19 protein-coding genes are annotated in these 26,921 nt (G+C 39.6%); 6 read left to right on the top strand and 13 right to left on the bottom strand.

From position 1 onward, the window contains the following. Positions 1-203: 203 nt before the first annotated feature. Genes ACRD64_RS19855 through ACRD64_RS19865 form a run of 3 tightly spaced genes read right to left on the bottom strand, consistent with a single transcriptional unit; the run spans position 204 to position 5,550 of the window. On the bottom strand, positions 204-698 hold the full coding sequence (locus ACRD64_RS19855; protein ID WP_430935298.1) for a hypothetical protein: 495 nt from the start codon (positions 696-698) through the stop codon (positions 204-206). A gap of 26 nt (positions 699-724) precedes the next feature. After that, positions 725-2,200, bottom strand: coding sequence for a RagB/SusD family nutrient uptake outer membrane protein (locus ACRD64_RS19860; protein ID WP_430935300.1), 1,476 nt, complete (start codon positions 2,198-2,200; stop codon positions 725-727). Positions 2,201-2,211: 11 nt separating this feature from the next. Continuing rightward, positions 2,212-5,550, bottom strand: coding sequence for a SusC/RagA family TonB-linked outer membrane protein (locus ACRD64_RS19865; protein ID WP_430935302.1), 3,339 nt, complete (start codon positions 5,548-5,550; stop codon positions 2,212-2,214). Between the two features lie 1,035 nt (positions 5,551-6,585). On the opposite strand from ACRD64_RS19865, the gene ACRD64_RS19870 reads away from it, so the two are divergent. The 4 genes from ACRD64_RS19870 to speA are packed head-to-tail and all read left to right on the top strand — an operon-like array spanning position 6,586 to position 11,718. Then, positions 6,586-7,788 carry a saccharopine dehydrogenase family protein gene (locus ACRD64_RS19870; protein WP_430935304.1) on the top strand — a complete coding sequence of 401 codons (1,203 nt, stop codon included), beginning with the start codon at positions 6,586-6,588 and terminating at the stop codon, positions 7,786-7,788. Beyond that, the gene (gene nspC, locus ACRD64_RS19875; protein WP_430935306.1) at positions 7,767-8,936 is read left to right on the top strand and encodes a carboxynorspermidine decarboxylase; all 1,170 of its coding nucleotides are present in this window, start codon (positions 7,767-7,769) and stop codon (positions 8,934-8,936) included. The genes ACRD64_RS19870 and nspC overlap by 22 nt, the downstream gene beginning before the upstream one ends. A 9-nt stretch (positions 8,937-8,945) precedes the next feature. Next, positions 8,946-9,797, top strand: a complete 852-nt coding sequence (gene speB / locus ACRD64_RS19880; protein WP_430935308.1) for an agmatinase — start codon at positions 8,946-8,948, stop codon at positions 9,795-9,797. 28 nt (positions 9,798-9,825) lie between these two features. Continuing rightward, a complete protein-coding gene (gene speA / locus ACRD64_RS19885) occupies positions 9,826-11,718 on the top strand; it encodes a biosynthetic arginine decarboxylase (RefSeq protein ID WP_430935310.1) in 1,893 nt (630 codons plus the stop codon). 147 nt (positions 11,719-11,865) lie between these two features. Here speA and ACRD64_RS19890 read toward each other — a convergent pair whose 3' ends face one another. The 3 genes from ACRD64_RS19890 to ACRD64_RS19900 form a co-directional block, all read right to left on the bottom strand. Next, positions 11,866-12,141 carry a cysteine-rich small domain-containing protein gene (locus tag ACRD64_RS19890; protein WP_430935312.1) on the bottom strand — a complete coding sequence of 92 codons (276 nt, stop codon included), beginning with the start codon at positions 12,139-12,141 and terminating at the stop codon, positions 11,866-11,868. A 165-nt stretch (positions 12,142-12,306) separates the two neighbouring features. Continuing rightward, a complete protein-coding gene (locus ACRD64_RS19895; RefSeq protein ID WP_430935314.1) occupies positions 12,307-12,975 on the bottom strand; it encodes an ATP-binding cassette domain-containing protein in 669 nt (222 codons plus the stop codon). Next, positions 12,975-14,513 carry an ABC transporter permease/substrate-binding protein gene (locus ACRD64_RS19900; protein ID WP_430935316.1) on the bottom strand — a complete coding sequence of 513 codons (1,539 nt, stop codon included), beginning with the start codon at positions 14,511-14,513 and terminating at the stop codon, positions 12,975-12,977. The genes ACRD64_RS19895 and ACRD64_RS19900 overlap by 1 nt, the downstream gene beginning before the upstream one ends. A 423-nt stretch (positions 14,514-14,936) precedes the next feature. Here ACRD64_RS19900 and ACRD64_RS19905 point away from each other — a divergent pair, with 423 nt between their 5' ends. Further along, positions 14,937-16,607 (top strand): dipeptidase, encoded by a 1,671-nt coding sequence (locus ACRD64_RS19905; RefSeq protein ID WP_430935318.1) that lies wholly within the window; start codon positions 14,937-14,939, stop codon positions 16,605-16,607. 401 nt (positions 16,608-17,008) lie between these two features. Here the strand turns inward: ACRD64_RS19905 and lgt are convergent, their stop codons facing one another. The 5 genes from lgt to ACRD64_RS19930 all read right to left on the bottom strand — a co-directional run bounded on the left by lgt (position 17,009) and on the right by ACRD64_RS19930 (position 23,533). After that, positions 17,009-17,842: a prolipoprotein diacylglyceryl transferase gene (gene lgt / locus ACRD64_RS19910; protein ID WP_430935320.1), complete on the bottom strand. Its 834-nt coding sequence runs from the start codon at positions 17,840-17,842 to the stop codon at positions 17,009-17,011. Positions 17,843-18,075: 233 nt separating this feature from the next. Continuing rightward, entirely contained in the window at positions 18,076-21,378 is a 3,303-nt protein-coding gene (gene secA, locus ACRD64_RS19915) for a preprotein translocase subunit SecA (RefSeq protein ID WP_430935322.1), read from the bottom strand. A gap of 94 nt (positions 21,379-21,472) precedes the next feature. Then, entirely contained in the window at positions 21,473-21,889 is a 417-nt protein-coding gene (locus ACRD64_RS19920; RefSeq protein ID WP_430935324.1) for a hypothetical protein, read from the bottom strand. Between the two features lie 117 nt (positions 21,890-22,006). Then, on the bottom strand, positions 22,007-22,813 hold the full coding sequence (locus ACRD64_RS19925) for a M48 family metallopeptidase (RefSeq protein ID WP_430935326.1): 807 nt from the start codon (positions 22,811-22,813) through the stop codon (positions 22,007-22,009). Between the two features lie 87 nt (positions 22,814-22,900). Then, entirely contained in the window at positions 22,901-23,533 is a 633-nt protein-coding gene (locus tag ACRD64_RS19930; protein ID WP_430935328.1) for a rhomboid family intramembrane serine protease, read from the bottom strand. 203 nt (positions 23,534-23,736) lie between these two features. Here ACRD64_RS19930 and ACRD64_RS19935 point away from each other — a divergent pair, with 203 nt between their 5' ends. Continuing rightward, a complete protein-coding gene (locus ACRD64_RS19935; RefSeq protein WP_430935330.1) occupies positions 23,737-25,020 on the top strand; it encodes an MFS transporter in 1,284 nt (427 codons plus the stop codon). 212 nt (positions 25,021-25,232) lie between these two features. Here the strand turns inward: ACRD64_RS19935 and ACRD64_RS19940 are convergent, their stop codons facing one another. Next, positions 25,233-25,895 carry a Pycsar system effector family protein gene (locus tag ACRD64_RS19940; RefSeq protein ID WP_430935332.1) on the bottom strand — a complete coding sequence of 221 codons (663 nt, stop codon included), beginning with the start codon at positions 25,893-25,895 and terminating at the stop codon, positions 25,233-25,235. A 141-nt stretch (positions 25,896-26,036) separates the two neighbouring features. Then, positions 26,037-26,825, bottom strand: a complete 789-nt coding sequence (locus ACRD64_RS19945) for a class I SAM-dependent methyltransferase (RefSeq protein ID WP_430935334.1) — start codon at positions 26,823-26,825, stop codon at positions 26,037-26,039. Between the last annotated feature and the right edge of the window lie 96 nt (positions 26,826-26,921).

Genomic DNA, 26,921 nt, shown 5'->3' on the forward strand with positions numbered 1-26,921 from the left:
TATGGTGAGTTGAAGTGAAGCAGCGGAGTGTCTTGTTTTGAAACAATTTCAATGTGTAATAGATTTTCTAATGCATAATCCGGATTTAACTTACTAAACCATCCAATTCTTTGGTTTGTCCCCTATTTTTTTTGATAAAAAATAAGGGCTGTCTCACTAGTACTTTTTAAGACAGCCCTTTTATCATTCAAATCTCCCTTTGATTACTCAATGGTAATGTCAAATGGGAATGTTCTCTGATCAAATTCGTAAGAATCATAACCATGATTGGTGGCAACCACTGTCATTGTAAACGTACCGGATTCCGGATAGGTATACAATGCATTCCAACCAATTTCTTCATTTAAACTAGTTTTTATGCCTTTTGCTCGTAGCAAACCATAGTCACTGTAGTAATTACTTTTCGTCAATACCTGATTGCCATTAATATCTATAGAGTCGGTCACATTATCAACCATTTTCATTACCTCTCGTTCTGATCCGGGCCAAAACACAATAATGTCAGCATCACTATCAACGGCAACCGTATATCTTACACCACTTACCGGGTTAGTTACCTCTTCGTATTTACTCTTTTCATTAAGGATATAAAACTTTACGCCATTCACTTTAGGTGTAGGTATATCCTCCTTTAAACATGATACAAATACCACCGAAAACAGAAGTAGTATCATAGATATAATTCTAAATTGTTTCATTTTCATAATATTATATTATTACCTTATTAATAGCCTGCGTTTTGCGGAAGCGTTTGGTCCTTTTGAATTTCTGCTGTAGGAATTGGAAATAGCAACTGGTAAGGTTCGATGGGTTGATCTTCTTGTCCATAATCTTCACCTGTAACAGTCATTAGTGCTTCCGAAATAATTTCAACAGCTTTCCCCGTACGTTTTAAGTCCCAGAATCGATGGCACTCAAAAGCAAGCTCTGCCCTTCTTTCATGTAAAATCCTATAAATATCCAGATTAAAATCAGCGGCCAGAGGTGTGGCATTTGATCTTTCCCTTACCATATTTACATAAGGAATAGCATCACTTGTTTTACCGTTGTTCATTAAACATTCTGCATACATTAACAACGCATCAGCATAGCGGAAAACAATAAAGTTGTAATCTGTGCCTAAATCTTTTACAGCAACCCTTCCAGCTCTATCCGGAGCCATCTTTTTAGGAAACGCCTGATATTCAGGAGTAGCTCCTTCAACATAACCGGAATCAACAGATAAGTCTAAACGTTCAAAATCTCCCGCATCATGAAGTTCTTGAAGATAGTCGTGTGTTACCATAAAAACATTGGTATATGTTGTACCTATTACGTAAGATATATCATTGGTCATGTTTCTAAAATACCATGAAGGTTGGCCTGCCGCGACATTAAAGTTCACCTCAAAAAGTGATTCTTTACCGAACTTATTAGCTGGGTCAAATACTTCGGTTAAGTTATCCATTAAACCATACTCCCCAACCTCCTTATCCACAATCATTCTTTTTAAGGTAGCTTCCGCTGCAGAATAGTCCCGAATTTCCATTTGTGCTTTGGCCAACCCCATCAACGCACTTCCTTTATGGGCACGCGCTTCTTCACCACTAAGCTGACTGGCACCTTTTTCAAAACACATTGCTACAGCCTTTGTGAAATCCGGGATAATTACATCACTGTAAATCTCTGAAACCTGGGTTCGACCAATACCAAATGCATCGGAAGGGTCTCCAAAAACACTAACTACCTTTGGAACATCTCCATAGGTTCGAACCAAATTCATATAGGCAAGTCCACGTAAAAAGTAACACTCCCCTTTCATGGCATCAACTTCTAATATTTCGGCATTATCTTCGCTAATATAACTATCCAAGATACCGAGCAAAACGTTACAACGGTAAATCATTAAATAGTTATCCTGCCATACTCTGGAAGCTGAATTCGCGTTGGTTTTCTTAAAGGTATGAATTGCATCAACCATATAACGGTCTTTTCCATCGTCTGATGCCATTTCTATATTTTCATACATACCACCATCATAATCATAAACCTCCTGAAGCACTTTATAACAACCAGCTAATCCGGTCTTTAACTCATCCACATTATTATAGTATACATCAGGCGACAATTTGTCTTCCGGTTGCTTGTCCAAAAAGTCATCGCATCCAAAAAGCAACACTGTGAACAATAATATCAATATATTTATTTTATTTTTATACATAGTATTTCGATTTAAAAGTCAAGATTAATACCAAAAGTTAAGGTTCTTGGCAAAGGATAATCACCTGTTCTATCTACACCTTGCGAAAGGGCAGAGTCACCTTTATAGTTACCCATTGGGTTATATCCAGGGTAATCGGAAACTAAAAACGCATTATCCAGGTTTACATAAATGCGGGCACGTGAAATTGAAGCCTTTTTTGTTATTTTACCCGGAAGGGTGTAACCTAAGGCAATATTTTCACAAAGTATATAACTTGCATCAAACAATAAGCCTCCTGTAAGATTCCTGGTATTTGAATCATATGACTTACGGTTTGGTGCAGGATATTTAGCGTTAGGGTTATCTTCTGTCCAATAATTGTTAAAATAATCATAGGTAGTGTTCGATCGTCCTTGCCCGCGGAATAAGAAAAAGTTGTAATCTTGTGTCATCATTTTTTCTCCACCCTGGCGACCTGTAAGCTTAAATGACATATCAAAACCTTTATATGAAAAGATATTAGATAAACCCCAAATAAAATCGGGTGTTGCATTACCTAATACGGTTTTATCAGAATCATCCAATATTCCATCACCGTTAACATCTGCACTCTTTGGTGAACCCGGTTGTGAACGGTTAGCCCAATTAGTTTTTGTTGAGCCATAAATAGGATTTGTCTTCACGTCTTCCCAATCGCTGTAAGCGCCTAAAGAATGAACCCCCCAAAGGCCGGCTAGTGGACGACCTTCTGTTGTATAACCTGAATTATTAACAATAGGACGTTTATCGGAACCGATATTTGTAACCATATTTCTATAATAAGAAAGTGTGGCTGTAGTAGTCCAAGTAAATTCACCTTCAAAATTACGGGTGGTTAGCAGATACTCAAATCCTTTATTTGTCATGCTACCTAAATTCTGCATAACGCTGCTATGTCCTGTTATTAAAGGTAAAGGTCGGTTGAACAACATATCTTCAGTATCTCTTTCAAAATAATCCGCAGAGACACTAATGCGGCTATCAAATAAGGATAAATCTACTCCAAAACTTAAATCTTTAGTTGTTTCCCAACCTAATGTTGGGTTAGGAATTTTACTATTATAATATCCTGTTGTAGCATCAGATCCTGCTCCAAAGGGATATGTAGCACTTCCCAGGTCTGCTATTGCTAAATAGTTAGTAATACCGGAGTTACCAATTTTACCCCAACCTGCACGAAGTTTCATATCACCCACAAAAGCGTTAAGAGGGCTAAAGAAGCTTTCGTCAGAAATACGCCATGCTACTGAAAAAGATGGAAATACCGCCCATTTTTTTTCAAGCCCAAATTTAGAAGAACCATCTCTACGAACAGAGGCGGTTAAGTAATATTTACTTGCATAGTTATAACTTGCACGAGCAAACGAACCAATCATACTCTGACTGTTTTTATTTGTTCTTGCATCATTTTGCATATCCTTCACTAATGTACCCTGGTTAAGGGTATTAATGATATCTTGTGCAAACTCATACTTTCTGATGTAAGCCGAGTTGTAACTCGACTCTTCCATAGAGAAACCGGCCATAGCTGAAATGGAGTGGTTTCCAATGTTTTTTTTATAAGTTAAAAAAGACTGCACATCCCAGTATTGGCTACTACTATACTCGAATCTTCCCTCGTTAGGCTGCGTTTTTTTACTACTTGTTGGCACAAAGCTTGGCAAGTAGAAATTACGTTCTCTATAGTTAAGATTATGATTGAAAGATGATTTCCAAACCAAATCTTTCATCAAGGTAATATCGGTATAAAACTTAGAATTTAATCGTGCCGTCTTACGTTGATCCGTTACATCCGCAAAGGTTAATGGGTTGGCCAAAAACGCGACGTTCCAGTCCCATGGGCTGTTTAGCTCCATGCCTGTGCGGTAGAAAGTACCATCTTCGTTATGCGTAGGAAAAATGGGAGCAAGTTGTGCAGCTACAAGAAGAGGGTTGTTCGATCCACTGGTTGATGTTGAATTGTGAAGCACATCGGTTTTTTCAATAGTTGGAGCAAGGTTCAGTCCAATCGTCAACCAGTTGTTTACTTTCTGTTCGATCTTAGAACGGAATCCATACCGATCATACCCGGTACTTTTTATCATACCATCATTTAAGTATATACCTCCCGAAACGTAATATGTTAAATTATCAGTACCGCCGGAAAAAGAAATTTGCGCATCCGTTACGCTACCTGTTCCAAAGAACTCATCTTGCCAATCGGTATCATAGGGCATATCTTTTAACTCGTCTGATACTGTAATCCATCTGTAGTGCTTACTTGTAGGGCTTTGCATAGCTGATGCATGACGAGAATACTCCATCCAATTGGCAATTCGTGTTTCATCAGAGTCTAAACGTGACCATAATGGTGCGTTTGGATCATCAGAACCTAAATTTGGATCTTCCACCAGATAGGCATTTGCTCTGGAATCTTCGTAATACTGTAAAAAGTCATCACGATTTAATGCATCATACTTGCGTAGTACTTCTTGAACGCCTCGTTTTAAAGAAACACTGACTTTAGTTTTACCTTTTTTCCCCGATTTGGTAGTAATTAAAACAACACCATTAGCTGCACGCGTACCATAAATAGCACTTGAGGCCGCATCCTTTAAAATCTCTATCGATTGAATATCATCCGGGTTAATAAAGTTAATTGGCGATTCCGAAGCACTAAATCCAGCAGGCAAAGGTTGTCCATCTAGCACATACAAAGGGGCATTGGATGCATTTACAGAAGAAAGACCACGAATAACAATATTACTACCTCCACCGGGAGCACCATTGGTTTGTGATACAGAAACTCCCGCTACACTACCACTTATCCCTTGCGCAAAGTTAGCTACAGGTCTATCCTTAAATACCTCTGCATCAACAGAAGCAATTGCGGAAGAAACATCTCGCTTTTTTTGCACACCATATCCAATAGCAACTACCTCTTCGATACCAATCGCATCAGGAATCAATTGGATATTAATGATTGTTTTGTTCTCGATGGCTACTTCTTCGGAAAGCATACCTACAAACGAAAACACTAAGGTTTCTGTACCATTTAGGTTTGTTAAAGAATATTTACCATCCATATCTGTTATGATACCCATGGTTGTTCCTTTCACTATAATAGTTACACCGGGAAGTGGGCTTCCTGTTTCATCTGTTACCACTCCCGTAACAGTATGGTCTTTAGTTTGCTGCATTTCAGTTGCAGCTCCTATATTATGCAACCCATTCTTTGCCACTAGCGTTCCTAAACCCATAAAGAGCCCAAGGCAAGTTAAACTTGCTATTTTTAAATACTGGGTATTTAAAAGGTTCAGAATTTTTACATTCTTTCGGTTTTTTTTCATGTAATTAAAATTTAGTAAGTCATTAATTAAGATTTATTTACAATAACATAATACACAAGATCAGAATCCAACCTTAACTGAAGGATATTGCCAGACCTATTCAACCAGTTTCTTAACCTTGTTAAGGTTTGTTGAATAATGTTAAAATTATGCGATGGAAAGAAGTCTGAATAATAAACCTGTATCATTCAATTGCACAAATGCGCCATTATTGAACTTATTTCCCAATGTGAGATTTTAGTAGGATAATCCGCATGGCTAAAAACCCTTAAAAACGGATGATGTAAGCGGCTGATGTAAGACTTATTTGAAGTGTGCCCTTAATTGTTAATGAGGCACAGTTATATACCAAGAGATAATAAAGCTTAATTAGAACATTGGTTTTGTTTCACATTCCAAGAATCTCCTGCTACTACAATCCATAAAGATTCATGAGTATTATTCACTCGTATAAAACAGACATGATTGGATGCACTATTTCTATCTTACAAGTAAGTTTTTTTCCTACTACGCCAGGCCTTTTACTGCTATACCGTGCTGTTGAAAAAAACCACAAATGCCGGAATGTATCGATTTCATTAAATCCCATCAATTATTAGGCTTTGAATTTCTCAACGAAATTTATTGAACACACTACTAACAAATCACTAATTATAATAGATGAAAGGTCGTAATTATGAAATATTGGTATGCAAGGCTCTCCATCCAAAGATAGATGAGAAGCTCCCATATTATTTGTAATCAACGGAGCGATAACCCTGGTTTCAAAGGCTATCTTGCTAACCGGCAAATCGGCAATTTATAACCAATACTTAGCTTTCTCTTTTTTAAAATTAATGTAGTCCTGCGTACTGTCGGCAAAAGTTTTTTTCCTTATTGTTTTTTCAATCACAAAATTTAGTACATTTGTCAGCATTTTTTTCAGAATCTAAAACAACACATACATTTCTGAAAACATGCTAATTACAAGTGTTTTTCGTGAGTAGGACTAAAGCGTAATCTGCTCTATCTTTTACTTTTTATAACTAAAAAAAAATGAACAAGGTTCTCATTATTGGAGCTGGAGGAGTTAGTAATGTTGTGGTACACAAATGTGCCGCTCTTCCTGAGGTATTTGGAGAAATAATTTTGGCTTCCCGTACCAAAAGCAAATGCGATGTTATCGCAAAATCTGTAAAAGACAAATTGGGAAAGGAAATTATCACTGAAGCCCTAGATGCAGATCGAACAGAAGATACGATTGCGTTGATTCGAAAACACAACCCGCAGTTGGTTATAAATGTAGCATTACCTTATCAAGACCTAGTTATTATGGATGCTTGTTTAGAAACCGGCGTGCACTATCTTGATACAGCTAACTATGAACCTAAGGATGAAGCCAAGTTTGAATACAAATGGCAATGGGCCTATCAGGATAAATTTAAAGAAGCCGGCTTAATGGCTTTACTAGGAAGCGGTTTTGATCCAGGTGTTACCAACATGTTTTGTGCTTATGCTCAAAAACACTTATTCGATGAAATTCACCACATAGATATTGTAGACTGTAACGGAGGTGATCACGGCAAGGCATTCGCAACCAACTTTAATCCTGAAATAAATATTCGAGAGATAACTGCACGGGGCCGTTATTGGCAGGAGGGAGAATGGAAAAGCACAGATCCACTTTCTGTTAATCAGGATTTTGAGTTCCCGGGTGTAGGTACACGCAAAATGTACTTGATGTACCACGAAGAAATGGAGTCGTTATGTCAGAATATAAAGGGATTAAAACGCATTCGTTTTTGGATGACCTTTGGCGAGGAGTACTTGACGCATTTACGTGTTATACAGAACCTTGGGTTTGATCGTATTGACGAGGTCGATTACAAAGGACAGAAAGTAGTTCCTTTGGAATTCTTAAAAACACTGTTGCCCGACCCTGGCAGTTTAGCAGCTAACTATACCGGAAAAACATCCATAGGTTGTGTTATCGAAGGCATCAAAGATGGCAAGAATGTTCGCAAATTTATTTACAATATTTGCGACCATGCCCAAACCTACAAAGAAGTTGGTTCGCAAGCTGTATCATACACTACTGGTGTGCCTGCCATGATTGGTGCCAAAATGATACTAGAAGGTCATTGGAAAAAACAAGGTGTGTTTAATATGGAGCAACTTGATCCTGATCTTTTTATGGAGGATTTAAATAAATATGGTTTACCCTGGCATGTTGAGGAATGGAGCAATTCGGTGGAATAAATTTCGCTAAAAATGAGTTAGCAGATTTACAAACACCCTGTTACGTAGTAAACGAAACACAACTGGAGCGTAATCTCCAGTTGTTAAAATACGTACAGGAAAAAGCTGAATGTAAAATTCTGTTAGCCTTTAAAGGGTTTGCCATGTGGAGCCTGGCTCCCTTGGTTCGAAAATATTTGCCCGGAACTTCTGCCAGTTCAGTGAGTGAGGCGAAACTGGGACATGAGATGTACGGTGGCGAATTGCATGTGTATGCGCCTGCCTTTTCCGATAAGGATATGGAAGAACATGTTAAACTTGCCAACCACATAGTATTTAACAGTCCAGGTCAATTCAAACGCTTCAAACCCCTATTGACTGCATATCCGAATATCCAAACCGCCATTCGTGTTAATCCGGAGCATTCAGAAACAGATACACCTATTTACGACCCTAGCGGTAAATATAGTCGTCTGGGCACCACCCTGAAAAACCTATTGAACCATATCGACGATATTGATGGGATAACAGGCTTGCATTTTCATAATCTATGCGAATTAAATGCCGATGCACTGGAAAGAACATTAGCCGTAGTAGTAGAAAAATTTGGTTTTTTATTCAAGCGTTTGTCATGGATTAATTTTGGCGGAGGTCATCATATTACCAGGTCGGATTATGACCTGGAAAGATTAATAAGAATCATCAAAGCATTCAAATCGAAACATAAGCTTGAAGTTTACCTAGAACCAGGAGAAGCCATTGCTTTAAATACCGGGGTATTGGTTTCCACAGTTGAAGACGTTATATATAACGAGACGAATATTGCTATTCTGGACACCTCGGCAACGGCCCATATGCCAGACGTACTGGAGATGCCTTATCGTCCTTACGTATTAAATGCAGAAGAAGCTCATATAAAAGAACATACCTACCGATTGGGAGGAGTCACATGCCTGGCCGGAGATGTGATAGGGGATTATAGCTTTGACCGTCCGCTAACCTTGGGTGACCGTTTAATATTTGGAGATATGGCCCATTATACTATGGTAAAAAACAACACTTTTAATGGTGTTCGTTTACCATCAATTTATATTTACAATGAAGAAACTGAGAAATGCCGAGCGGTAAAACATTTTTCGTACGAGGATTATAAAAACCGTTTGAGTTAAATTTTTATCATGGATTACACCAAATATTTTTGTGGCGAAGATGGTTATTGTTTAGATTACAAAAAAGCAGCAATTGCGCTATTGCCTGTCCCTTACGATGGTACAAGCACCTGGATAAAAGGTGCCGACAAAGGGCCTGAAGCCATAATTGAAGCTTCAGGAACCCTTGAAATGCTGGATATAGAAACCATGACCGACGTTTCAAAGAAAGGTATTTTCACCATGCCTGCCGTTACCAATAATGGTACTCCGGAAGATATGAGTTTGTCTGTTGAGCACGCCATAACCAAAATCTTAAACGATGGCAAATTTCCTGTTTTGGTTGGTGGAGAACACTCTGTAAGTATTGGAGCATTTAATGCTATCGCCAACCACTATAAGGATGTTACTATTTTACAGTTCGACGCCCACGCCGATTTACGAAAATCCTACGAAGGTTCGGCATACAACCATGCCTGCGCCATGTACAAAGCAAAAGAAGTAGCTCCGATAGTTCAGGTAGGCATTAGAAGCATGTGCGAAGATGAAAGCATTTATGTTGATGCAGAAAAAATGTTTTTTCGACATCAATTGCGAAAGAATAAGAATTGGCAAAAAGACGTTTTAAAGCAAATGTCTAAAAATGTGTATATTACCATCGACTTAGATGTTTTCGACCCTTCAATAATGCCATCTACAGGTACCCCTGAGCCAGATGGATTATTATATTACGATGTGCTATCGATGGTAAAAACAGTAGCCGAAGGGTTTAATATTGTAGGGTTCGACATAGTAGAACTATGTCCTAATGAGAAAAACAAAGCACCCGATTTTTTGGCTGCCAAACTCATATATCAGATATTAAGCTTGATTTATAAATAGTATTTTTGTTGTTTGACTGTATTTTAGGATGAGAAAGTGGACCGTTGAAGACTCGAAAGAGTTATACAATATAGAAGGATGGGGAATTAATTATTTTTCTATCAATGATAAAGGAAACGTAACTGTTTGCCCAAATAAGGATGGTGTTAAGGTGGATTTAAAAGAGGTGATTGACGAGTTACAACTGCGAGATGTAAATGCTCCGGTGTTACTTCGTTTTCCGGATATTTTGGACAATCGTATTTTAAAAATGACCAACTGTTTTGAGAATGCGAGAAAAGCGTTCGATTTCACTGGCGATAATTTCGTGGTGTACCCCATCAAGGTAAATCAAACACAACCTGTGGTTGAAGAAATTGTGAGTCACGGCCGCAAATTTAATGTGGGGCTCGAAGCAGGCTCAAAACCAGAATTACATGCCGTTATTGCCACCAGCGTAAATAGCGATTCCATAATTATTTGCAATGGCTACAAGGATGAGGATTATGTGGAACTGGCACTGTTAGCGCAGAAGATGGGGCGGAATATATTTTTGGTAGTTGAAAAACTGAATGAATTGCGAATCATTGCAGATATTGCAAAACGTTTAAAAATCCGTCCTAACATTGGTATTCGCATTAAACTGTCAAGCTCGGGTTCGGGCAAATGGGAAAGCTCGGGAGGCGATGTGAGCAAATTTGGATTAACAGCCAGCGAATTACTTGAAGCCCTTGACTTCATGAACGCAAACGGGCTGCAAGACTGCCTGCGATTGGTTCATTTTCATATAGGTAGCCAGGTAACAAAAATACGGCGCATAAAAATCGCCTTGCGCGAAGCAGCCCAATTTTATGTGCAGATTCATAGCCTTGGGTTTAAGGTTGATTTTGTAGATATTGGTGGGGGGCTCGGTGTAGATTACGATGGTACTAAATCTGCCAATAGTGAAAGCAGTGTAAATTATTCAATTCAAGAATATGTCGATGACGCTATTTCGTGCATGGTGGATGCCAGTAACAAAAATAAAATTCCTCACCCGAATATCATTACCGAATCGGGTCGTTCTTTAACGGCTCATCATTCATTGTTGGTATTTGAAGTGTTAGAGTCAACCTCTGTGCCTCATTGGCCCGAAGAAAATGAAATTGACGAGAATGATCACGAGCTTGTGAAAGAATTATACCACTCCTGGCAGATTTTAAATCAAACCAAAATGTTAGAAGTTTGGCACGATGCACAATCTGTTCGCGAGGAAGCTTTAGATCGTTTTAGCCTGGGTTTATTAGACCTAAAAACCAGAGCACAGGTGGAAAGACTATTCTGGTCCATTGCTTCCGGTATTTATAAGATGTCGCAGAACTTAAAGCATATCCCGGATGAATTCAACAGTCTGCCCAAGTTGTTGTCTGATAAGTATTTTTGTAACTTTTCACTTTTTCAGTCATTACCTGATTCGTGGGCCATTGATCAAATATTCCCCATTATTCCCATTCATCGCCATAATGAAAAACCAACACGGCATGCCACCTTACAAGACATCACTTGCGATAGCGACGGTAAGATTGACAGTTTTATCTCTACAAGGAATTTAGCGCATCACCTTCCCGTTCATACAGTGAAAAAAGGTGAGTCTTATTACATAGGTGTATTTTTAGTGGGAGCCTACCAGGAAATATTAGGCGACCTACATAATTTGTTTGGAGATACCAATGCGGTTCATATTATAGTAGACAAAAATGGCTACAAAATCAACAAAACCATTGATGGGGAAACAGTTGCCGAAGTTTTAGAGTATGTGCAATACAGTCCTAAAAAATTGGTGAGAGCGGTAGAAACCTGGGTTACATCATCGGTGAAAAACGGGAAAATATCCTTAACTGAAGGAAAAGAATTTCTTTCTAATTACCGATCCGGACTTTATGGATATACCTACCTCGAATGAACCTTTACCTTAACAAAAGGGCATTTCGGAGATGTAATATGGCACATCTCCGTTAATTAAACCATTAATTAAGTTATATATACAAAGCGACTTTGGGGCTGAAAGTCCTGAAGGCGCATTTTGAGTAGCAAACGGCATTACTCGTTTTTATTCTCTTTCGCTCCCTATCTTGGTCACCAGGCTCATTTTACTCATTACATGGTCGTAAGCTTTTTTCGAATGCGGCACCAAACAATCACTGCAGTCTTTCACATTATTGGTGTACTTAAAATTCCCCCCACACTGATCCTTTAGCATATACAAGGGACAGTAACAGAACAGACAATTAAACTCAGCTTCGTTGCTGGTTTTATGGCAAGGGAAAAACTCGCACTTTTTATGTTGGTTGAATTTGTAGTTCTCGGTTTCTAATTTGAAAAGCATAATCGATAGTTTTAATTTATCTGGCAAAACTAAGCATTTGTTATTTTACTTTTTTGACTTCGTTCAAATATTGTGTCCACCAAGCTGCAATTCGATGTTTTTTTTGCCATGCCAGTAAAAACAAACTCGCTTAAAATTAACCGTCATCTTACACTTGACAGGACACTAGCTCAGGGTTTGTATTTTACCCTCCGACATATGAATTGCTCTTGTTGCCAGTCTTTTCGCTTCATCGACATCGTGGGTAACCATAACAAAAGTAGTGTTTAATTTTTGATGAATATTTTTAACCAGATCCTGCAAGTTCTTCCTTGTATCCGCATCCAAAGCAGAAAAAGGCTCGTCCATCAGAACTATCTCAGGATTGTGTGCAATTGCTCTAACAATTCCAACCCTTTGACGCTGCCCGCCACTTAGGGTATCCGGAAACTTATTCAACACATCACGTTCCAGGTTAACAAGCGGAAGAAGTTCATTAATGCGTTCTTCGCACTCTTCTTCACTAAACTGGTTTATTTTCATCACATAACACATGTTCTGATATGCCGTTAAGTGAGGAAAAAGCGCCCCTTCCTGCAGCACATAACCCATTTTTCTGCGAAGTTCATGTATTTCCCACTGATTAATGTGCATTCCCAATATGCTGATGTCTCCATCTTGCCGGGGAAGTAATCCATTGATCAATCGCAACAGGGTAGATTTACCACATCCGCTTTTTCCCGTGAGACAAATAAACTCCCCTTGATCAACCGTAAAGGATAATTCGTGCAGTACCTTTTCCTGACCGTATGAAAAATTAACCTTATCGAAATGGATCATATTTGACTGGCTCATTAATTTGTTTTTAACTGTTGGATAAAATATGAGGCTACTTTTTGGATATCCTCTTTTTCTACTTCAACCTTGTAGTTCATCTCCATCATGGCTTCCGTGGTTATCTGTCCGTTCAGTTTCATTAATAACGGTTCCAGTTCCGGATGTTGTTCCAATAATTCGTTTCGAACAATAATCCCTGCCTCGTAGCTTGGAAAATAGTTTAAATCATCATCCAATACCCTCAGGTTTTGAGCCTCGATTTTTGCGTCGGTGGTAAAAGCATCAATGGCATTTACCTTACCCTCAACAATGGCATTATAACGCAAATTAATATCCATCTCGTGGATAGAGGCAAATTGAAAACCGTAGACATTTACCAAGCCTTCGTATCCATCCGGACGTTCGAAAAAATCGAACTCGGCCCCAAACTTGAAGTGCCGGCTGTTTCGTGCCAAATCGGAATTGCTGTTGATGTTGAACTTTTGTGCTAAACTATCGGGAATAGCCAGGGCATAAGTGTTATTAAAACCCAGCAAACCCAGCCACTTTAAACGAAAGTTTTCTTTGTACATCTTTTGTATTAAATCGAAGTCCACCTGATTGCTGTGTGGTAGTTTTTGTTTCAATACGTTCATCCAACCCGTACCCGTATATTCCACGTACATGTCCACTTCCCCGTTTAACATGGCTGGATGAATATTGGTGGTTCCGCCTCCTATTCCGAATTTTCGGATCACCTGAAGGTCCGTTTTTTCTTCTATCAATTGCGCCATTATCTCACCCAAAATGAATTGCTCGCCGGTAGGTTTCGAAGCAACGGTAATAGTCCCGTTTTTATGGGACGAAAAAAAATTTGTATTGGTAACCGCAGCTGCCAGCACGATAAATAGAAGCCCCAGGTTTACATATACTTTCAACCTCAACTTATTCGAAGCATTTTTACTTACCATTCTTACCACCGTACCTTCAAAAACCCCAACAAACCTATCGCCTAAAATGGCAAACAACGATATCAGCAGCGAACCAGCCACAATCATTGGTGTGTTCATGGTGTTCAGCCCTCTGAATATGGCCTGACCAAGACCGCCGGCTCCAATCAAAGCAGCCAACCCTGTTAGCGCTACCAGCATAACTGTTGTAATTCGCAATCCTGAAAGAATAGACGGCAATGCCAACGGGAAATACACATCTTTAAATACCTGATACCTGGTAGCGCCCATTCCTTCGGCAGCCTCCACGATATCGGAACGGACTTCGTTCAGTCCTGTAAAGGTATTCCTGACCATAGGGAGCAATCCATATAACACCAAAACGATCACGGCATTTTTAAGTCCGATACCTACCAATGGTATCAACAACCCGAACATAGCTATGGATGGTATGGTGTATAGAAAATTGACCACGGGCATTACAAAAGACCGGGATTTAGCCGAATAGAAAACCCATATGCCAATTGAGATCCCCACAACTGCAGTCATAGCAAGAGCACCGAAAGAGATTAGGATGTGTTCCGATAACAATTGTAAGAAATAAGTTCTTCGTTCCAATATTTCCATAGATCGTGTTAATTAAGCTAACTGAAGAAATATAAAAGTAGGTTAAGTAAAGCAAAGTTTAAAGATAAAAAAAAGTAAAAAGAGCGTAAAATTCATCAATCCCATATCCTTTACTACCAAACCACAACAAGCATAAACCAAACAGGTTTATAACCTGACCCAATTAACCGGCTCATGGTCAGATGACGATTGCTAGGTTCAACCTTGTAAAAGCATGGTTGGCACCACCTTCGCATACCACAATTATTTTACTACCTATTAGAAATAGAATAATTATTAAAAATTCAGTTTTAAAGGTTCAAAAAACAACCCAATACAATTTCTGACTGGGTGTTTTACACATCAAATGTCATATGGCTATCCACTAAAAAAAACTATTTTTGCGTTGAACACAGTAAATTCAATCAACTTAAAATATTATTTATGTACAAAACAAAGGTTTTACTTTCGTTAATGATGGCTGTTGGCATGCTGTTTCCAAAGTTAAGCACAGCCTGCACCAACTTTTTAATTACCAAAAACGCTTCCGCAGACAACTCAACCATGATAACATATGCGGCCGATTCTCATGTTTTATACGGAGAATTATATTATTGGCCGGGGCAAACATGGCCTGACGATGCTATGTTAGATGTGTACGAGTGGGATACCAGGAAATATTTAGGTAAGATTAAGCAAGCCAAAAAAACTTATACGGTTATTGGTAACATCAACGAAAATCAGGTAGCTATTGCCGAAACCACTTACGGTGGGAGGAAAGAATTACAGGACACAACAGGAATTATGGATTATGGCAGTTTAATATACATCGCCTTACAAAGGTCGAGAACTGCACGCGAGGCCATTAAAATCATGACCGATCTTGTAGCAGAATATGGCTACTACAGTTCTGGCGAATCATTCTCGATAGCCGACAAGAATGAGGTTTGGATTATGGAGATGATTGGTAAAGGAGTTGGTAACAAAGGCGCTGTTTGGGTAGCCCGCCGCATTCCGGACGGAATGGTTTCCGGTCATGCCAACCAGGCCCGTATCACTACATTCCCATTGAACGACGAAGAGAATTGTTTGTATTCAGAGGATGTCATCGAGTTTGCCAAAGAACAAGGTTATTTTGATGGAAAGAAGAAGGATTTCAGTTTTGCCGATGCCTATGCCCCACTTGACTTTGGTGCACTTCGCTTTTGTGAGGCCCGTGTTTGGTCTGGTTTCCGCATCATGAATCCCGAGATGGAAAAATACGAAAGCTACGTAGCTGAAGGTAAAGGTGAAAGATTACCATTGTGGATCAAACCTTCTAAAAAGATTTCCTACCGCGATGTTCAGAATATTATGCGTGACCACTTCGAAGGCACCTCATTGGATATGACCAAAGATGCCGGTGCCGGTGCATTTGCACGCCCATACCGGTTTCGTCCTTTAACATGGAAAGTAGGTGACGAAGAATACTTTAACGAGAGAGCCATTGCTACACAGCAAACAGGTTTTTCATTTGTTGCACAACTCCGCGACTGGCTTCCTGACGCCATCGGAGGTATTCTTTGGTTTGGTGTGGACGATGCTGCCTCTTCGGTTTATGTGCCCATTTATTGCGGCATCAACGCTATTCCGGAAAATTTTGCAGTTGGCAACGGGAATTTACTCGAATATTCTTCAACATCGGCGTTTTGGATATTCAACCGGGTTTCGAACCAGGCGTATGGCCGATATAGCCATATGATCCGGGATATTAAAAAGGTGCAAAAAAAATTGGAGGATAAGTTTGAGGATTATGGCCCAGTCATAGATCAGGCTGCAGTTAATCTGAACAAACTCGATCCACAAAAAGCCAAAGCCTTTATTACCGAATATTCGTTGGTACAGAGTAAGATTACCTTTGATGCCTGGAAACAGCTGGATGAATTCCTGATGGTGAAATACCTGGACGGAAACCTGCATAAGGAGGAAAACGGGGTTTTCTTGCGTAACGAACATGGCAATCCATATGATGCCGAATTCCCGGGTTACAGTAAAGAATTCTATGAAAAGATTGTGGAAGAAACAGGTGATAAATTAAAAATGAAAAAGCTTCCTGGTGAGGAAAGCAATCACTAGATCATACGTTAAAAATAGCCAAGAGCAAAGAACGGTGAGCGGTGAGATATAGGTGTATGAGTTAAAAAATACAAATGCAGCATATCTAACTGACGAACCTGTAGTATAGATAAAAGTCCGGAGCTCCATAAATAAGGCTTACAGGATTTTACACATACCACCTTAGTAATCCCGAAACTGTCATTAGACTTCATCTAAGGGCCATTTGGATTAACAAAATCTTAACACAGCAATGTAAGATTTTTCGCACCGGGATTACCTTACGGCCGATGTCTGCTGACACTAAGGAATATTTCAAATTTCCAATAAGCGATCTTGGTTAATAATGTTACAACCATACCACAGAAAGCCCCGTTGAGCAATTGTTCAACGGGGCTTTCAATATCTATATGAATCTTCTTCTATTTCTTTACAGGCACTTCTACTTTTTTTGCTTTAACAATAAAGTAGATGCCCGCCAATACAAACGGAATACTTAACCACTGCCCCATATTTAACGCCATATCGGCTTCAAAATTTTCCTGATCGTTTTTCACAAACTCCACAAAGAAACGTGACAAAAACGTTCCGATCAGAAATACACCAAAAATCAACCCGGTACGGTCCTTGGCATCTGTTTTCCAATACATCCACATAATTATGCCAAACAATGTTAGATAAGTTAAGGCCTCATAAATTTGTGTGGGATGCGAGGGTTGTGTAAATACAGGCTCTGCTCCTGCCAGCCATTGATGAAAGTTTTCCACAAACCTGAAAGCCCAGGGCACATCCGTTGGATGCCCATATATTTCGGAGTTCATCAGATTACCCATGCGAATAAAAAACGCAGCCAGCGCTGTGGGTATAACTAAACGATCCAGTGTCCAAATAGGCGATTTTTTGGTGATCTTTCTGGAATAGATGATGATAGCAATAACAATTCCCAGGGCACCACCATGACTGGCCAAACCACCTTTCCACACCATGAGTATCTCTCCCAAATGTTGCGAATAATAATCCCAACCGTAAAAAAACACATGACCTAATCTGGCTCCCAGAATGGTCGCTATCACCACATACATGAATAATTTCTCCAACCAGGGCAATGGAATTTTTTCCCATTTAAACATTTTTTCCATCAGCTGGTAACCCAGCATAAACGAAATGGCAAAAAACAATCCGTAATACCTTACAGATATTGGCCCTAAGGAGAATATTTCTGGTTTTACCGTCCAGGTAACAAAGTCAAGTACCATACAAATTAGATTATTAGACAACAAGATAAAAGACATTATACGTAATGGCCCTTATTTATTTCCTATTTTATCAACCCAAAAGAAGTTGAAATATTAAACAAAAAAGTTACTTAATCGCTAAGTATAACTATTTAATGTAATTATATGAATAACATGGCAATTAGAAAACTTCGAGAACTGGGCTTGCTAATTTAGCGGATAGCAGTTATCTGAGTATTCTTGCATCCATGGATTTATGCATGTTGTCCTTTACCATGACATTGCTTATACTTCTTACCGCTTCCGCAAGGACACGGTTCGTTTCTGCCCACTTTTTTCTCTACGCGAACCGGTTCTGCTTTTTGTTTCTCCCGTTTCTCGCTTCCGTTTCCGCCCAACGCTTGCCTGCTGGCAGTCAGCCTGCTCATATCCTGACGCTTGCGAACTTCTTCTTGTCTGATCTCTTCAGGGTCCTGAACCGGAATACTTGCTTTCACCAATGTAGAAACTACATCTTTATTAGCCTGATCGAGCATCGTTTTAAACAGCTCAAACGACTCAAACTTATAAATCAACAATGGATCTTTCTGCTCGTACGAGGCGTTCTGAACAGCGGTCCGTAAATCATCCAATTCGCGCAAGTGTTCCTTCCAGGCATTATCAATCGTCATCAGGATGATCGATTTCTCGAAGGACTTAACCAACTCGGCACCATTCGACTCGTACGCTTTTTTCAGATTCGTTGTAATCTGCATTATCTTTTGTCCATCGGTAAACGGAACCACTATGTTTTGGTATTGATGCGATTTTGTCTCGTACACATCCTTGATTACCGGCATGGCCTGAGCTGCGACAGCTTCAATCTTGCGTTGATAGGCACTCCAAACATCGTTATAAAGTTTTTCGGCCATTTCTTCCGGATTACCTTTTAAGAATTCCTGACTTCCGAACGGAGATGACACCGAAAACACACGGATCAGATCCATTTCAAAACCTTCGTAATCGGCATTGGCATGGTACTCGCTGATCATGCTTTCGCAAGTATCATAGATCATGTTGGACAAATCCACCTGTATACGCTCACCAAAAAGGGCATGGCGACGTTTGGTATAGATCACCTCACGTTGCGAGTTCATTACGTCATCATATTCCAACAAACGCTTACGAATACCGAAGTTGTTTTCTTCTACCTTCTTCTGCGCACGTTCAATAGATTTGGTAATCATAGAATGCTGAATCACCTCACCATCCTCAACCCCCAATCTGTCCATATATTTTACGATTCTGTCAGAACCGAACAAACGCATCAGGTTATCTTCCAACGACACGAAGAATTGCGAACTACCCACATCTCCCTGACGACCTGCACGACCACGCAACTGACGGTCGACACGACGCGATTCGTGACGCTCGGTACCTACAATGGCCAAACCGCCCGCTGCTTTTACCTCATCGGACAATTTAATATCGGTACCACGACCTGCCATGTTGGTTGCAATAGTTACTACCCCGCTACCTCCTGCTTCAGCAACAATATCCGCCTCTCGTTGGTGTAACTTCGCATTCAGTACGTTATGCTTGATACCACGTATTTTCAACATTCGGCTTAATAATTCCGAAATTTCTACCGATGTTGTACCCACCAATACCGGACGGCCTTCTTTTACAAGACCAACAATCTCTTCGATGGCAGCATTATATTTTTCGCGGTTGGTTTTATATACCTTATCGTCTCTATCATCTCGGGCAATGGGTTTGTTGGTCGGAATGACCACCACATCCAGTTTGTAGATGTCCCACAATTCTCCAGCTTCTGTTTGGGCAGTACCCGTCATACCGGCCAGTTTGTTGTACATCCTAAAGTAATTCTGCAATGTAATGGTAGCATACGTTTGCGTGGCAGCCTCTACCTTCACACGCTCCTTGGCTTCAATTGCCTGGTGCAATCCATCCGAATACCGACGGCCTTCCATAATACGACCTGTCTGTTCATCCACAATCTTCACCTTGTTATCCATCACCACGTACTCGGTATCCTTCTCGAATAAAGTATAAGCTTTGAGTAACTGGTTGATGGTATGTACACGTTCCGATTTTACACCGTAGCTTTGTAGCAGTTCATCTTTTTTGGCCAGTTTTTCTTTCTCTTCCAATCCAGATTTTTCCAATTCGGCGATCTCAGATCCGATATCCGGTAATATAAAAAAGTTTGGGTCATCAGAAGCTCCGGTAATCAAATCAATACCTTTCTCGGTCAACTCAATTGAATTATGCTTTTCGTCGATCACAAAAAATAATGGATCGGTAACGATATGCATATTCTTGTTGTTCTCCTGCATGTAAAAGTTCTCAGTCTTTAACATCTGAGCTTTAATACCCGGCTCACTCAGGAACTTAATCAACGGTTTATTGCGCGGCAATCCCTTAAACGCCCGAAGCAACAACAAAGCACCTTCTTCGGCCTCTTTTTTGTCCTCTGACTTCAATTTCTTTTTGGCTTCCACCAATATACCCGAAACCAAATGACGTTGTGTTTCTGCCAATCGCTCCACCTTTGGCTTTAGTTCTTCAAAAAGCTGGTCATCGCCCTTAGGCACGGGACCGGAAATAATCAATGGCGTACGGGCATCATCAATCAATACGGAGTCGACCTCATCCACAATAGCATAATTGTGTTTGCGCTGCACCAAATCCTCCGGAGAAATGGCCATGTTATCGCGCAGGTAATCAAAACCAAACTCATTGTTGGTACCAAAAGCGATATCGCTGTTATATGCTTTACGACGCTCATTTGAATTTGGGCGGTGCTTGTCGATACAATCTACCGAAAGGCCATGAAACTGATATAGAGGCCCCATCCATTCGGAGTCACGTTTTGCCAGGTAATCGTTCACGGTTACCACATGAACTCCGCGACCGGTAAGCGCATTCAAAAACACAGGCAAGGTAGCCACCAGGGTTTTACCTTCACCCGTTGCCATCTCAGCAATCTTACCCTGGTGAAGTGCCACCCCACCGAACAACTGCACATCGTAATGAACCATTTCCCAGGTGATTTTTGTTCCACCCGCTTCCCACGAGTTAAACCAGATCGCTTTATCCCCTTCAATTTCTACAAAATCGTGCACGGCTGCTAAATCTCTGTCGATTTCTGTAGCTGTAACTTCTATCGTTGTGTTTTCTGTCAAACGGCGAGCGGTGTCTTTTAATATAGCAAAAGCCTCCGGAAGTAACTCTTCCAATACTTCTTCTAATTTCCCGTCGATGTCTTTCTCGATTTTATCGATTTCGGCGTAAATCTTTTCCCTCTCAGCAATGCCCACAGCATCATCTTCTGTTTTTGCCTTCAGTTCGGCCACTTTGTCTTGATCAGCCTTTACATATGCGCTGATCTTAACCTTTAAATCACTACTTCTTTGACGAAGCTCATCGTTGCTCAATTGCTCAATTTCAGGAGAAACCTTTTTAACTAATTCTACAATTGGATTTAGCTCCTTTAAATCTCTTTCGTATTTGCTACCAAACAATTTGGTAACCATGTTATTTATAAATGCCATGTTTATTTTAAATAGGATGAATCAGAACACATTGTATTCCATTCAAAATTATATACTTTGATTAGTGATATCAGAAAAAATTAATCGTTAACGATTAATTATAAAACGGACCAGAAAGGGGTCCCGCCCTATTTTGAAAGTTAATTCCATGGAAAGAAGTGGAATAAGATAATTTTCCGGCAATAATGCTTTTATTGATCAGAGGAGTCAAATAGTGTTGAAACCTCACATGAAATACTATGGGACAATAATCAACGGTTATACCGGAAACTGCAATATGCGTTCTTCCCGATTCAATAATATGGTTGATTCTTAATTTTGAGTTCGATGAATATCTTGTCTTTTTATGCTTGCCGACACTAAATGTTTTGTCGGTTGAAGAAATATCAAACTCAAATCCATAGCTACGAAGGGTTTCGGCATTCAGTTCCAATGAACCACCCACACATGACGACATAGTCACCAATAACGTGATCCCTAAAACCTTAAACCTTGAAAAATCCTTCTTCATTGTTATACCTAATTTCTAACGAGGACAAATGTATAGAAAAGAAATTAGTATCCAGTCATCAGGCACCAGTTTTAAGTTCTAATTTTTAGACTGACACCTGACAGCGGATGAAGAAATTTACTTCTTCATATACTTATACGCCTTTGGCAAATATGCTTTAATATCTTTAATACGTGTATCGTCAGCCGGGTGCGTGCTCATAAATTCAGGAGGTTTCTGCCCACCACTTTGCGACATGCGGGTCCAAAATTCAGCTGCTACCGCAGGATCATATCCGGCCATGGCCATAAATACCAGCCCCATTTTATCCGCCTCGGTCTCATGTGTTCTGGAGAAAGGCAAGGTCATTCCATACTGCGCTCCCAGACCAAAGGCACCCATATAAATTTGTTGTGTTTGTTCCGGTTTTTCCTTTAACGCTACTTGCAAACCGGTTGCGACTGCCTGAACCCCCATTTGCTGGCTCATGCGCTCGTTACCGTGACGGGCTACGGCGTGGGCAATCTCATGTCCCATAACTACGGCTATTCCTGCTTCATCTTTGGTATACGGAAGTATTCCTGTATAAAACACTACCTTACCTCCAGGCATACACCACGCATTAGGCGTATCGTCCTCAACCAAATTAAACTCCCAATTAAAATTGTCGATATGACTGCTTAATCCATTGTTATTCAAATATTCTTCCACCGCGGCAGCAATCTTTTTTCCCACTTTTTTAACCAATGCAGTCTGTTGTTGATTCGTCGACAATTTGGCTTCCTTTAAAAATTCGCTATAGTTGGTCAATCCCATTTCTGCCATTTGCGACTCCGGAAATAAGTTCAGTTGGGAACGTCCTGTAATGGGCACTGTAGAGCACGCCACTGCAAATACTGCTATAAATGCAACCGCTAATATCTGTTTACAAAAGTTCTTCATCATTTTTTCAGTTTGTTTTAGATTAGTATCTAGAATTACTCATCGCAAAAATATAAGATTTATGACAAAATCAATAACCAACAATCCACATTAAGGTTTAATATCTGTTTCCAACCAGTAGGCACCTTCGTCACTAATATCGTTGTCATCGTCCTCATCTTCAAGAGGTGACCTTGGACGCTGGGGGCCTTCGTTTTTAAATAAAACGGCCAACAATATTCCTGCCAATCCACCCCAAAAATGCCCTTCCCACGAATAAGGTAAATTTACCTTTAAAGGAAACGCACCCCATACCATACTACCATAAAAGAATATAACCAGAAACGAGATGGCAATCAGTCGAACGTGTTTTCGGAGAATACCGCTAACCGCCAAAAAACCCGCCAGGCCGTAAATAACCCCACTTGCGCCTATATGCCACGAATCGCGTGCTGCCAACCACACCCCTATTCCACTAAGCAGGTATATTAAGAAAAACACCTTATAGGCAATTTTATTGTAAAAGTAAAACAAAGTCACCCCAAGCACAAACATGGAAACTGAATTGGAATATAAATGATCCCAATCGCCATGGATAAGCGGAGACAATACGATACCCCACAAACCTTCTTTTGTTAAAGGGCGAACGCCATAATGCGAAAAGGACACATCCTCCAATATTTCAATGAGCTTAACGGTAAATATCACCAACAAAAAGAATGTTGGAAATATAAGGCTATGCAAAAATCGCCTCTTTTCGATGGGTATATGTGATCCAAGACCTTTCAATTTATTAGATAATAGATTTTTAGATGAGAGATAACAAACAAAAAGTATTGAACAACTAATTATCCAAAGTCATATTAATATGTTACTAAAATATAAAAACTCTCCGTCTTTGTGTCGCTGTGTTCAATTTTAATAATTTTACCCCCCACTTTATCGCTATGCAAATACTTCAAAAATTAAACAGTACGGAACGAACCACTTTTAAGCTACACTTGTTTTACAGCAGTATTGACGGAGTTGCGCGTGGAGCATTGATATTAAACGAGTTTATCTTTATAAAGTCGTTAAAAGGATCGAATGTACAATTGGCTTTTTTATTCCAGTTTAGCATGGTTGTGTTTCTGTTTGCCATGTTGGCCAACGAGGTGATGCGACGTTACCCTAACCGAAAAAAACTATTAAGGACGGTTGGTATCTTTACCAGACTTCCGCTGGTTATATTCTCAATTTTTCCGGCGGTAAACGCAAATACTGGTTTATCCCCAAATTTTCATTTCCTGTTTTTGGGGGTATTCCTACTGTTTTATACTTCACAAATAGCCGTTATTCCCTCCATTAATCAATATTTAAAAGGAAACTACAGGCACGAAAATTTTGGGAAACTTTTTAGCTATTCCACTACGGTAAACAAAGTTTTAATGATGGTTTCCATTTTTACCGTTGGCTTACTGCTCGATTACAACCCAAATTCATATCGCATATTTTATCCGATGGTCGGAATACTGGGTGTTGTTTCTATTTTTCAACTCACCCGAATTGATTTCAAACAGAAAGTCGTACCAGCCACCACACCAATTAGCAAAGCCCTGGGCGATTCCTTTAAACGTATTTTCTCCATCTTAAAAAACAATACCCCATTTCGCCATTTAGAAATAGGGTTTATCCTTTATGGTTTTGCGTGGATGAGCACACATGCGGTAATTACCATTTTTTACAAAGAAGCACTCGATCTTAATTATTCTTCGGTTTCCTTTTATAACAACGCCTATAATTTGGTAGCCATTGCGGTACTGCCCTTATTTGGAAAACTGATTGGAAAAAACGACCCGCGTCGTTTTGGGATTATCACCTTTGGTGCCTTGATGATGTTCATCATATTCACCGGATTAACAGAATATTTTACCGGCTTTAATGAAATATGGGGGCTAAAACTTTACCACATGCTGCTAATCGCAGTAGTCTTTAACGGGTTCTTCATGGGGAGCATGCCCATTCTGTGGGGAATTGGCAGCAGTTATTATTGCGAACCTCATGAAGCTGCCGATTACCAATCGGTCCACCTATTTTTAACCGGGGCAAGAGCATTGTTTGCTCCCATTATCGGGATTCAATTGTACGAATATTTTGGTTTTAGTATAACCTATATGGTGGGAATAGGCTTTTTAGTTCTCGCTATTCTGTTAATGATTTATTCTGAAAAAAGATTTCCTAAAAACGCATAAACAAAAATCCGGTACCTATTAAACCCGCAATATGCATTAGAAATTCTATTACACATTGAAATTACTTTAAAACAAGACACTTCGTTGCATCACTTCAACTCACCAGAACGATGCTCCCGAAAGTAATCGGGAAAAGTGATGCCTCGTTTCAGTAATGCCTTGTTTTATTGTACTTGCCATGCTCATGACGAACCTCCAATACACAATCCGGGTTAAAGCAACATTCCAATCAGAAATATTCCGATTACAGCCACAAAAGTGATAATAAATGATAGATATGACAACGTTAACAATCGATATTGGCGCAACAACATCGAGTTAATCAAATAACTGGTGCGCACCTGGTTACCTATTTGTAATTCCTGACTGCGCACAACCTCATCCATCGCTTCCTCATATTCGTCCAGAGTAGGTTGCGTAAAGAACAAAAGCACATTGTTTTTCAAATTTGGATACTTGGGTATAATTTGTTTATCCAGTACCTGCTCTATCCCACTGGGTTTTGAGGATAACAATCCGAATACAAGCGAAATACCAACGCCAACAATAGCCGTAATCAGCACGACAGATCCCAAAGGTACATTTTGTTCAATATAGCTGTGGAATACGATCAATGCCGAAAGCAACGTGGTGCTAATCCGGACCAATATCATAGACTTTCGGTCAGACAGCGCCATTGAACTAAACAAGGTTCGGAATTGATTCCTCTGAAAATTTGTTAATGATTTTTTAGGTTCTTTTTTGGTGGCGTATAACTCCCGTAATTGGCCCCTTTCATTGTTCTCTTTTTTTTTCTTTGGAAGTTCATTTCCACCTATGTTTTCAACGAATAGTTTCTCTTCAACTATGTTTTGTACCAGTATATCCTTTTCCATACGCAAACGATGATGTTACATTTATATATGCAAAAAAATAAATTTTTATTCACATATGCAAATATATACATGTTTACATATTACACGGCACTGATTTTATGATTTCAAATGACATATTCGGACTGATTGTTATGTTAAGTACTATTTCTTTTGGGCTACAAGAGAGAATAACATAGGAAGTTTTCCCTGCAAGCCCTCTATTTGAAATTTACCCGTTTCTATTTCTACAGTATTTTGAAAGCAATCGTACGGGGAATAATCGTATTCCTGCACATCTGTTATTTCAAGACCCGATTTGATCAATGCATTCTGCACTTCGCCCAAACCATGATTCCAGCATACCGATTTTCCCTTTATGTCTGCGTTAGTATCGGCATATGTACCTTCCTGCACCTCTACAATAGGACCAGTATTTAAATAATCGAACTCTACCTTTTTAAAATCGTAACTGAACATCCAAACAACCGGATGAAACTCTACCATGACAAACCGACCCCGCGGCTTTAAAAACCTTGAAATAACCTGAGCCCACTTTTCCATATCCGGGAGCCAGCCAATGGTGCCATACGATGTAAAAACAATATCGAACTCCTGGTCCAGCATCTCCGGTAATTGATAAACATCGCTTTGTATAAAACGTGCCGACATTCCCAATTCCCCATTTAATTGTTTTGCCCTGGAAATGGCTTTTCCCGAAAGATCAATCCCCGTGACCATAGCACCGTGACGAGCCAGCGATATGGTATCCATTCCAAAGTGACATTGCAAATGCAACATTCTTTTTCCCCTAACATCCCCCAGCAATTCCAATTCCACCTGGTTTAAAGAGTCTTTTCCTTGTTTGAATGCTTTAACGTTATAAAAATCAGAATCGAAATGTATATCGGTTTTCCTGTCCCAAAGGTCTTGGTTAATTTTTAAATAGTTCATTTAATCATTAGTTCAAATTGATTCTTGGATATCTTCTGTTTAAAATCACAAACTGTTAGGATACGTTCAGTTTCTCACAAAAAAACAATTTCTTTG

Origin of the sequence: Saccharicrinis sp. 156, assembly GCF_050589685.1 — a bacterium.
GTDB lineage: Bacteria > Bacteroidota > Bacteroidia > Bacteroidales > Marinilabiliaceae > Saccharicrinis.

Excerpts from the sequence above, each read along its gene's own strand:
- ACRD64_RS19860 (WP_430935300.1), bottom strand. The coding sequence starts at position 2,200 with ATGTATAAAAATAAAATAAATATATTGATATTATTGTTCACAGTGTTG.
- ACRD64_RS19935 (WP_430935330.1), top strand. The coding sequence starts at position 23,737 with ATGCAAATACTTCAAAAATTAAACAGTACGGAACGAACCACTTTTAAG.
- ACRD64_RS19905 (WP_430935318.1), top strand. The coding sequence starts at position 14,937 with ATGTACAAAACAAAGGTTTTACTTTCGTTAATGATGGCTGTTGGCATG.
- ACRD64_RS19895 (WP_430935314.1), bottom strand. The coding sequence starts at position 12,975 with ATGAGCCAGTCAAATATGATCCATTTCGATAAGGTTAATTTTTCATAC.
- ACRD64_RS19870 (WP_430935304.1), top strand. The coding sequence starts at position 6,586 with ATGAACAAGGTTCTCATTATTGGAGCTGGAGGAGTTAGTAATGTTGTG.
- ACRD64_RS19940 (WP_430935332.1), bottom strand. The coding sequence starts at position 25,895 with ATGGAAAAGGATATACTGGTACAAAACATAGTTGAAGAGAAACTATTC.
- speA (WP_430935310.1), top strand. The coding sequence starts at position 9,826 with ATGAGAAAGTGGACCGTTGAAGACTCGAAAGAGTTATACAATATAGAA.
- ACRD64_RS19925 (WP_430935326.1), bottom strand. The coding sequence starts at position 22,813 with ATGATGAAGAACTTTTGTAAACAGATATTAGCGGTTGCATTTATAGCA.
- ACRD64_RS19855 (WP_430935298.1), bottom strand. The coding sequence starts at position 698 with ATGAAACAATTTAGAATTATATCTATGATACTACTTCTGTTTTCGGTG.
- ACRD64_RS19890 (WP_430935312.1), bottom strand. The coding sequence starts at position 12,141 with ATGCTTTTCAAATTAGAAACCGAGAACTACAAATTCAACCAACATAAA.
- ACRD64_RS19920 (WP_430935324.1), bottom strand. The coding sequence starts at position 21,889 with ATGAAGAAGGATTTTTCAAGGTTTAAGGTTTTAGGGATCACGTTATTG.
- lgt (WP_430935320.1), bottom strand. The coding sequence starts at position 17,842 with ATGGTACTTGACTTTGTTACCTGGACGGTAAAACCAGAAATATTCTCC.
- ACRD64_RS19900 (WP_430935316.1), bottom strand. The coding sequence starts at position 14,513 with ATGGAAATATTGGAACGAAGAACTTATTTCTTACAATTGTTATCGGAA.
- ACRD64_RS19945 (WP_430935334.1), bottom strand. The coding sequence starts at position 26,825 with ATGAACTATTTAAAAATTAACCAAGACCTTTGGGACAGGAAAACCGAT.
- secA (WP_430935322.1), bottom strand. The coding sequence starts at position 21,378 with ATGGCATTTATAAATAACATGGTTACCAAATTGTTTGGTAGCAAATAC.
- ACRD64_RS19865 (WP_430935302.1), bottom strand. The coding sequence starts at position 5,550 with ATGAAAAAAAACCGAAAGAATGTAAAAATTCTGAACCTTTTAAATACC.
- speB (WP_430935308.1), top strand. The coding sequence starts at position 8,946 with ATGGATTACACCAAATATTTTTGTGGCGAAGATGGTTATTGTTTAGAT.
- nspC (WP_430935306.1), top strand. The coding sequence starts at position 7,767 with ATGGAGCAATTCGGTGGAATAAATTTCGCTAAAAATGAGTTAGCAGAT.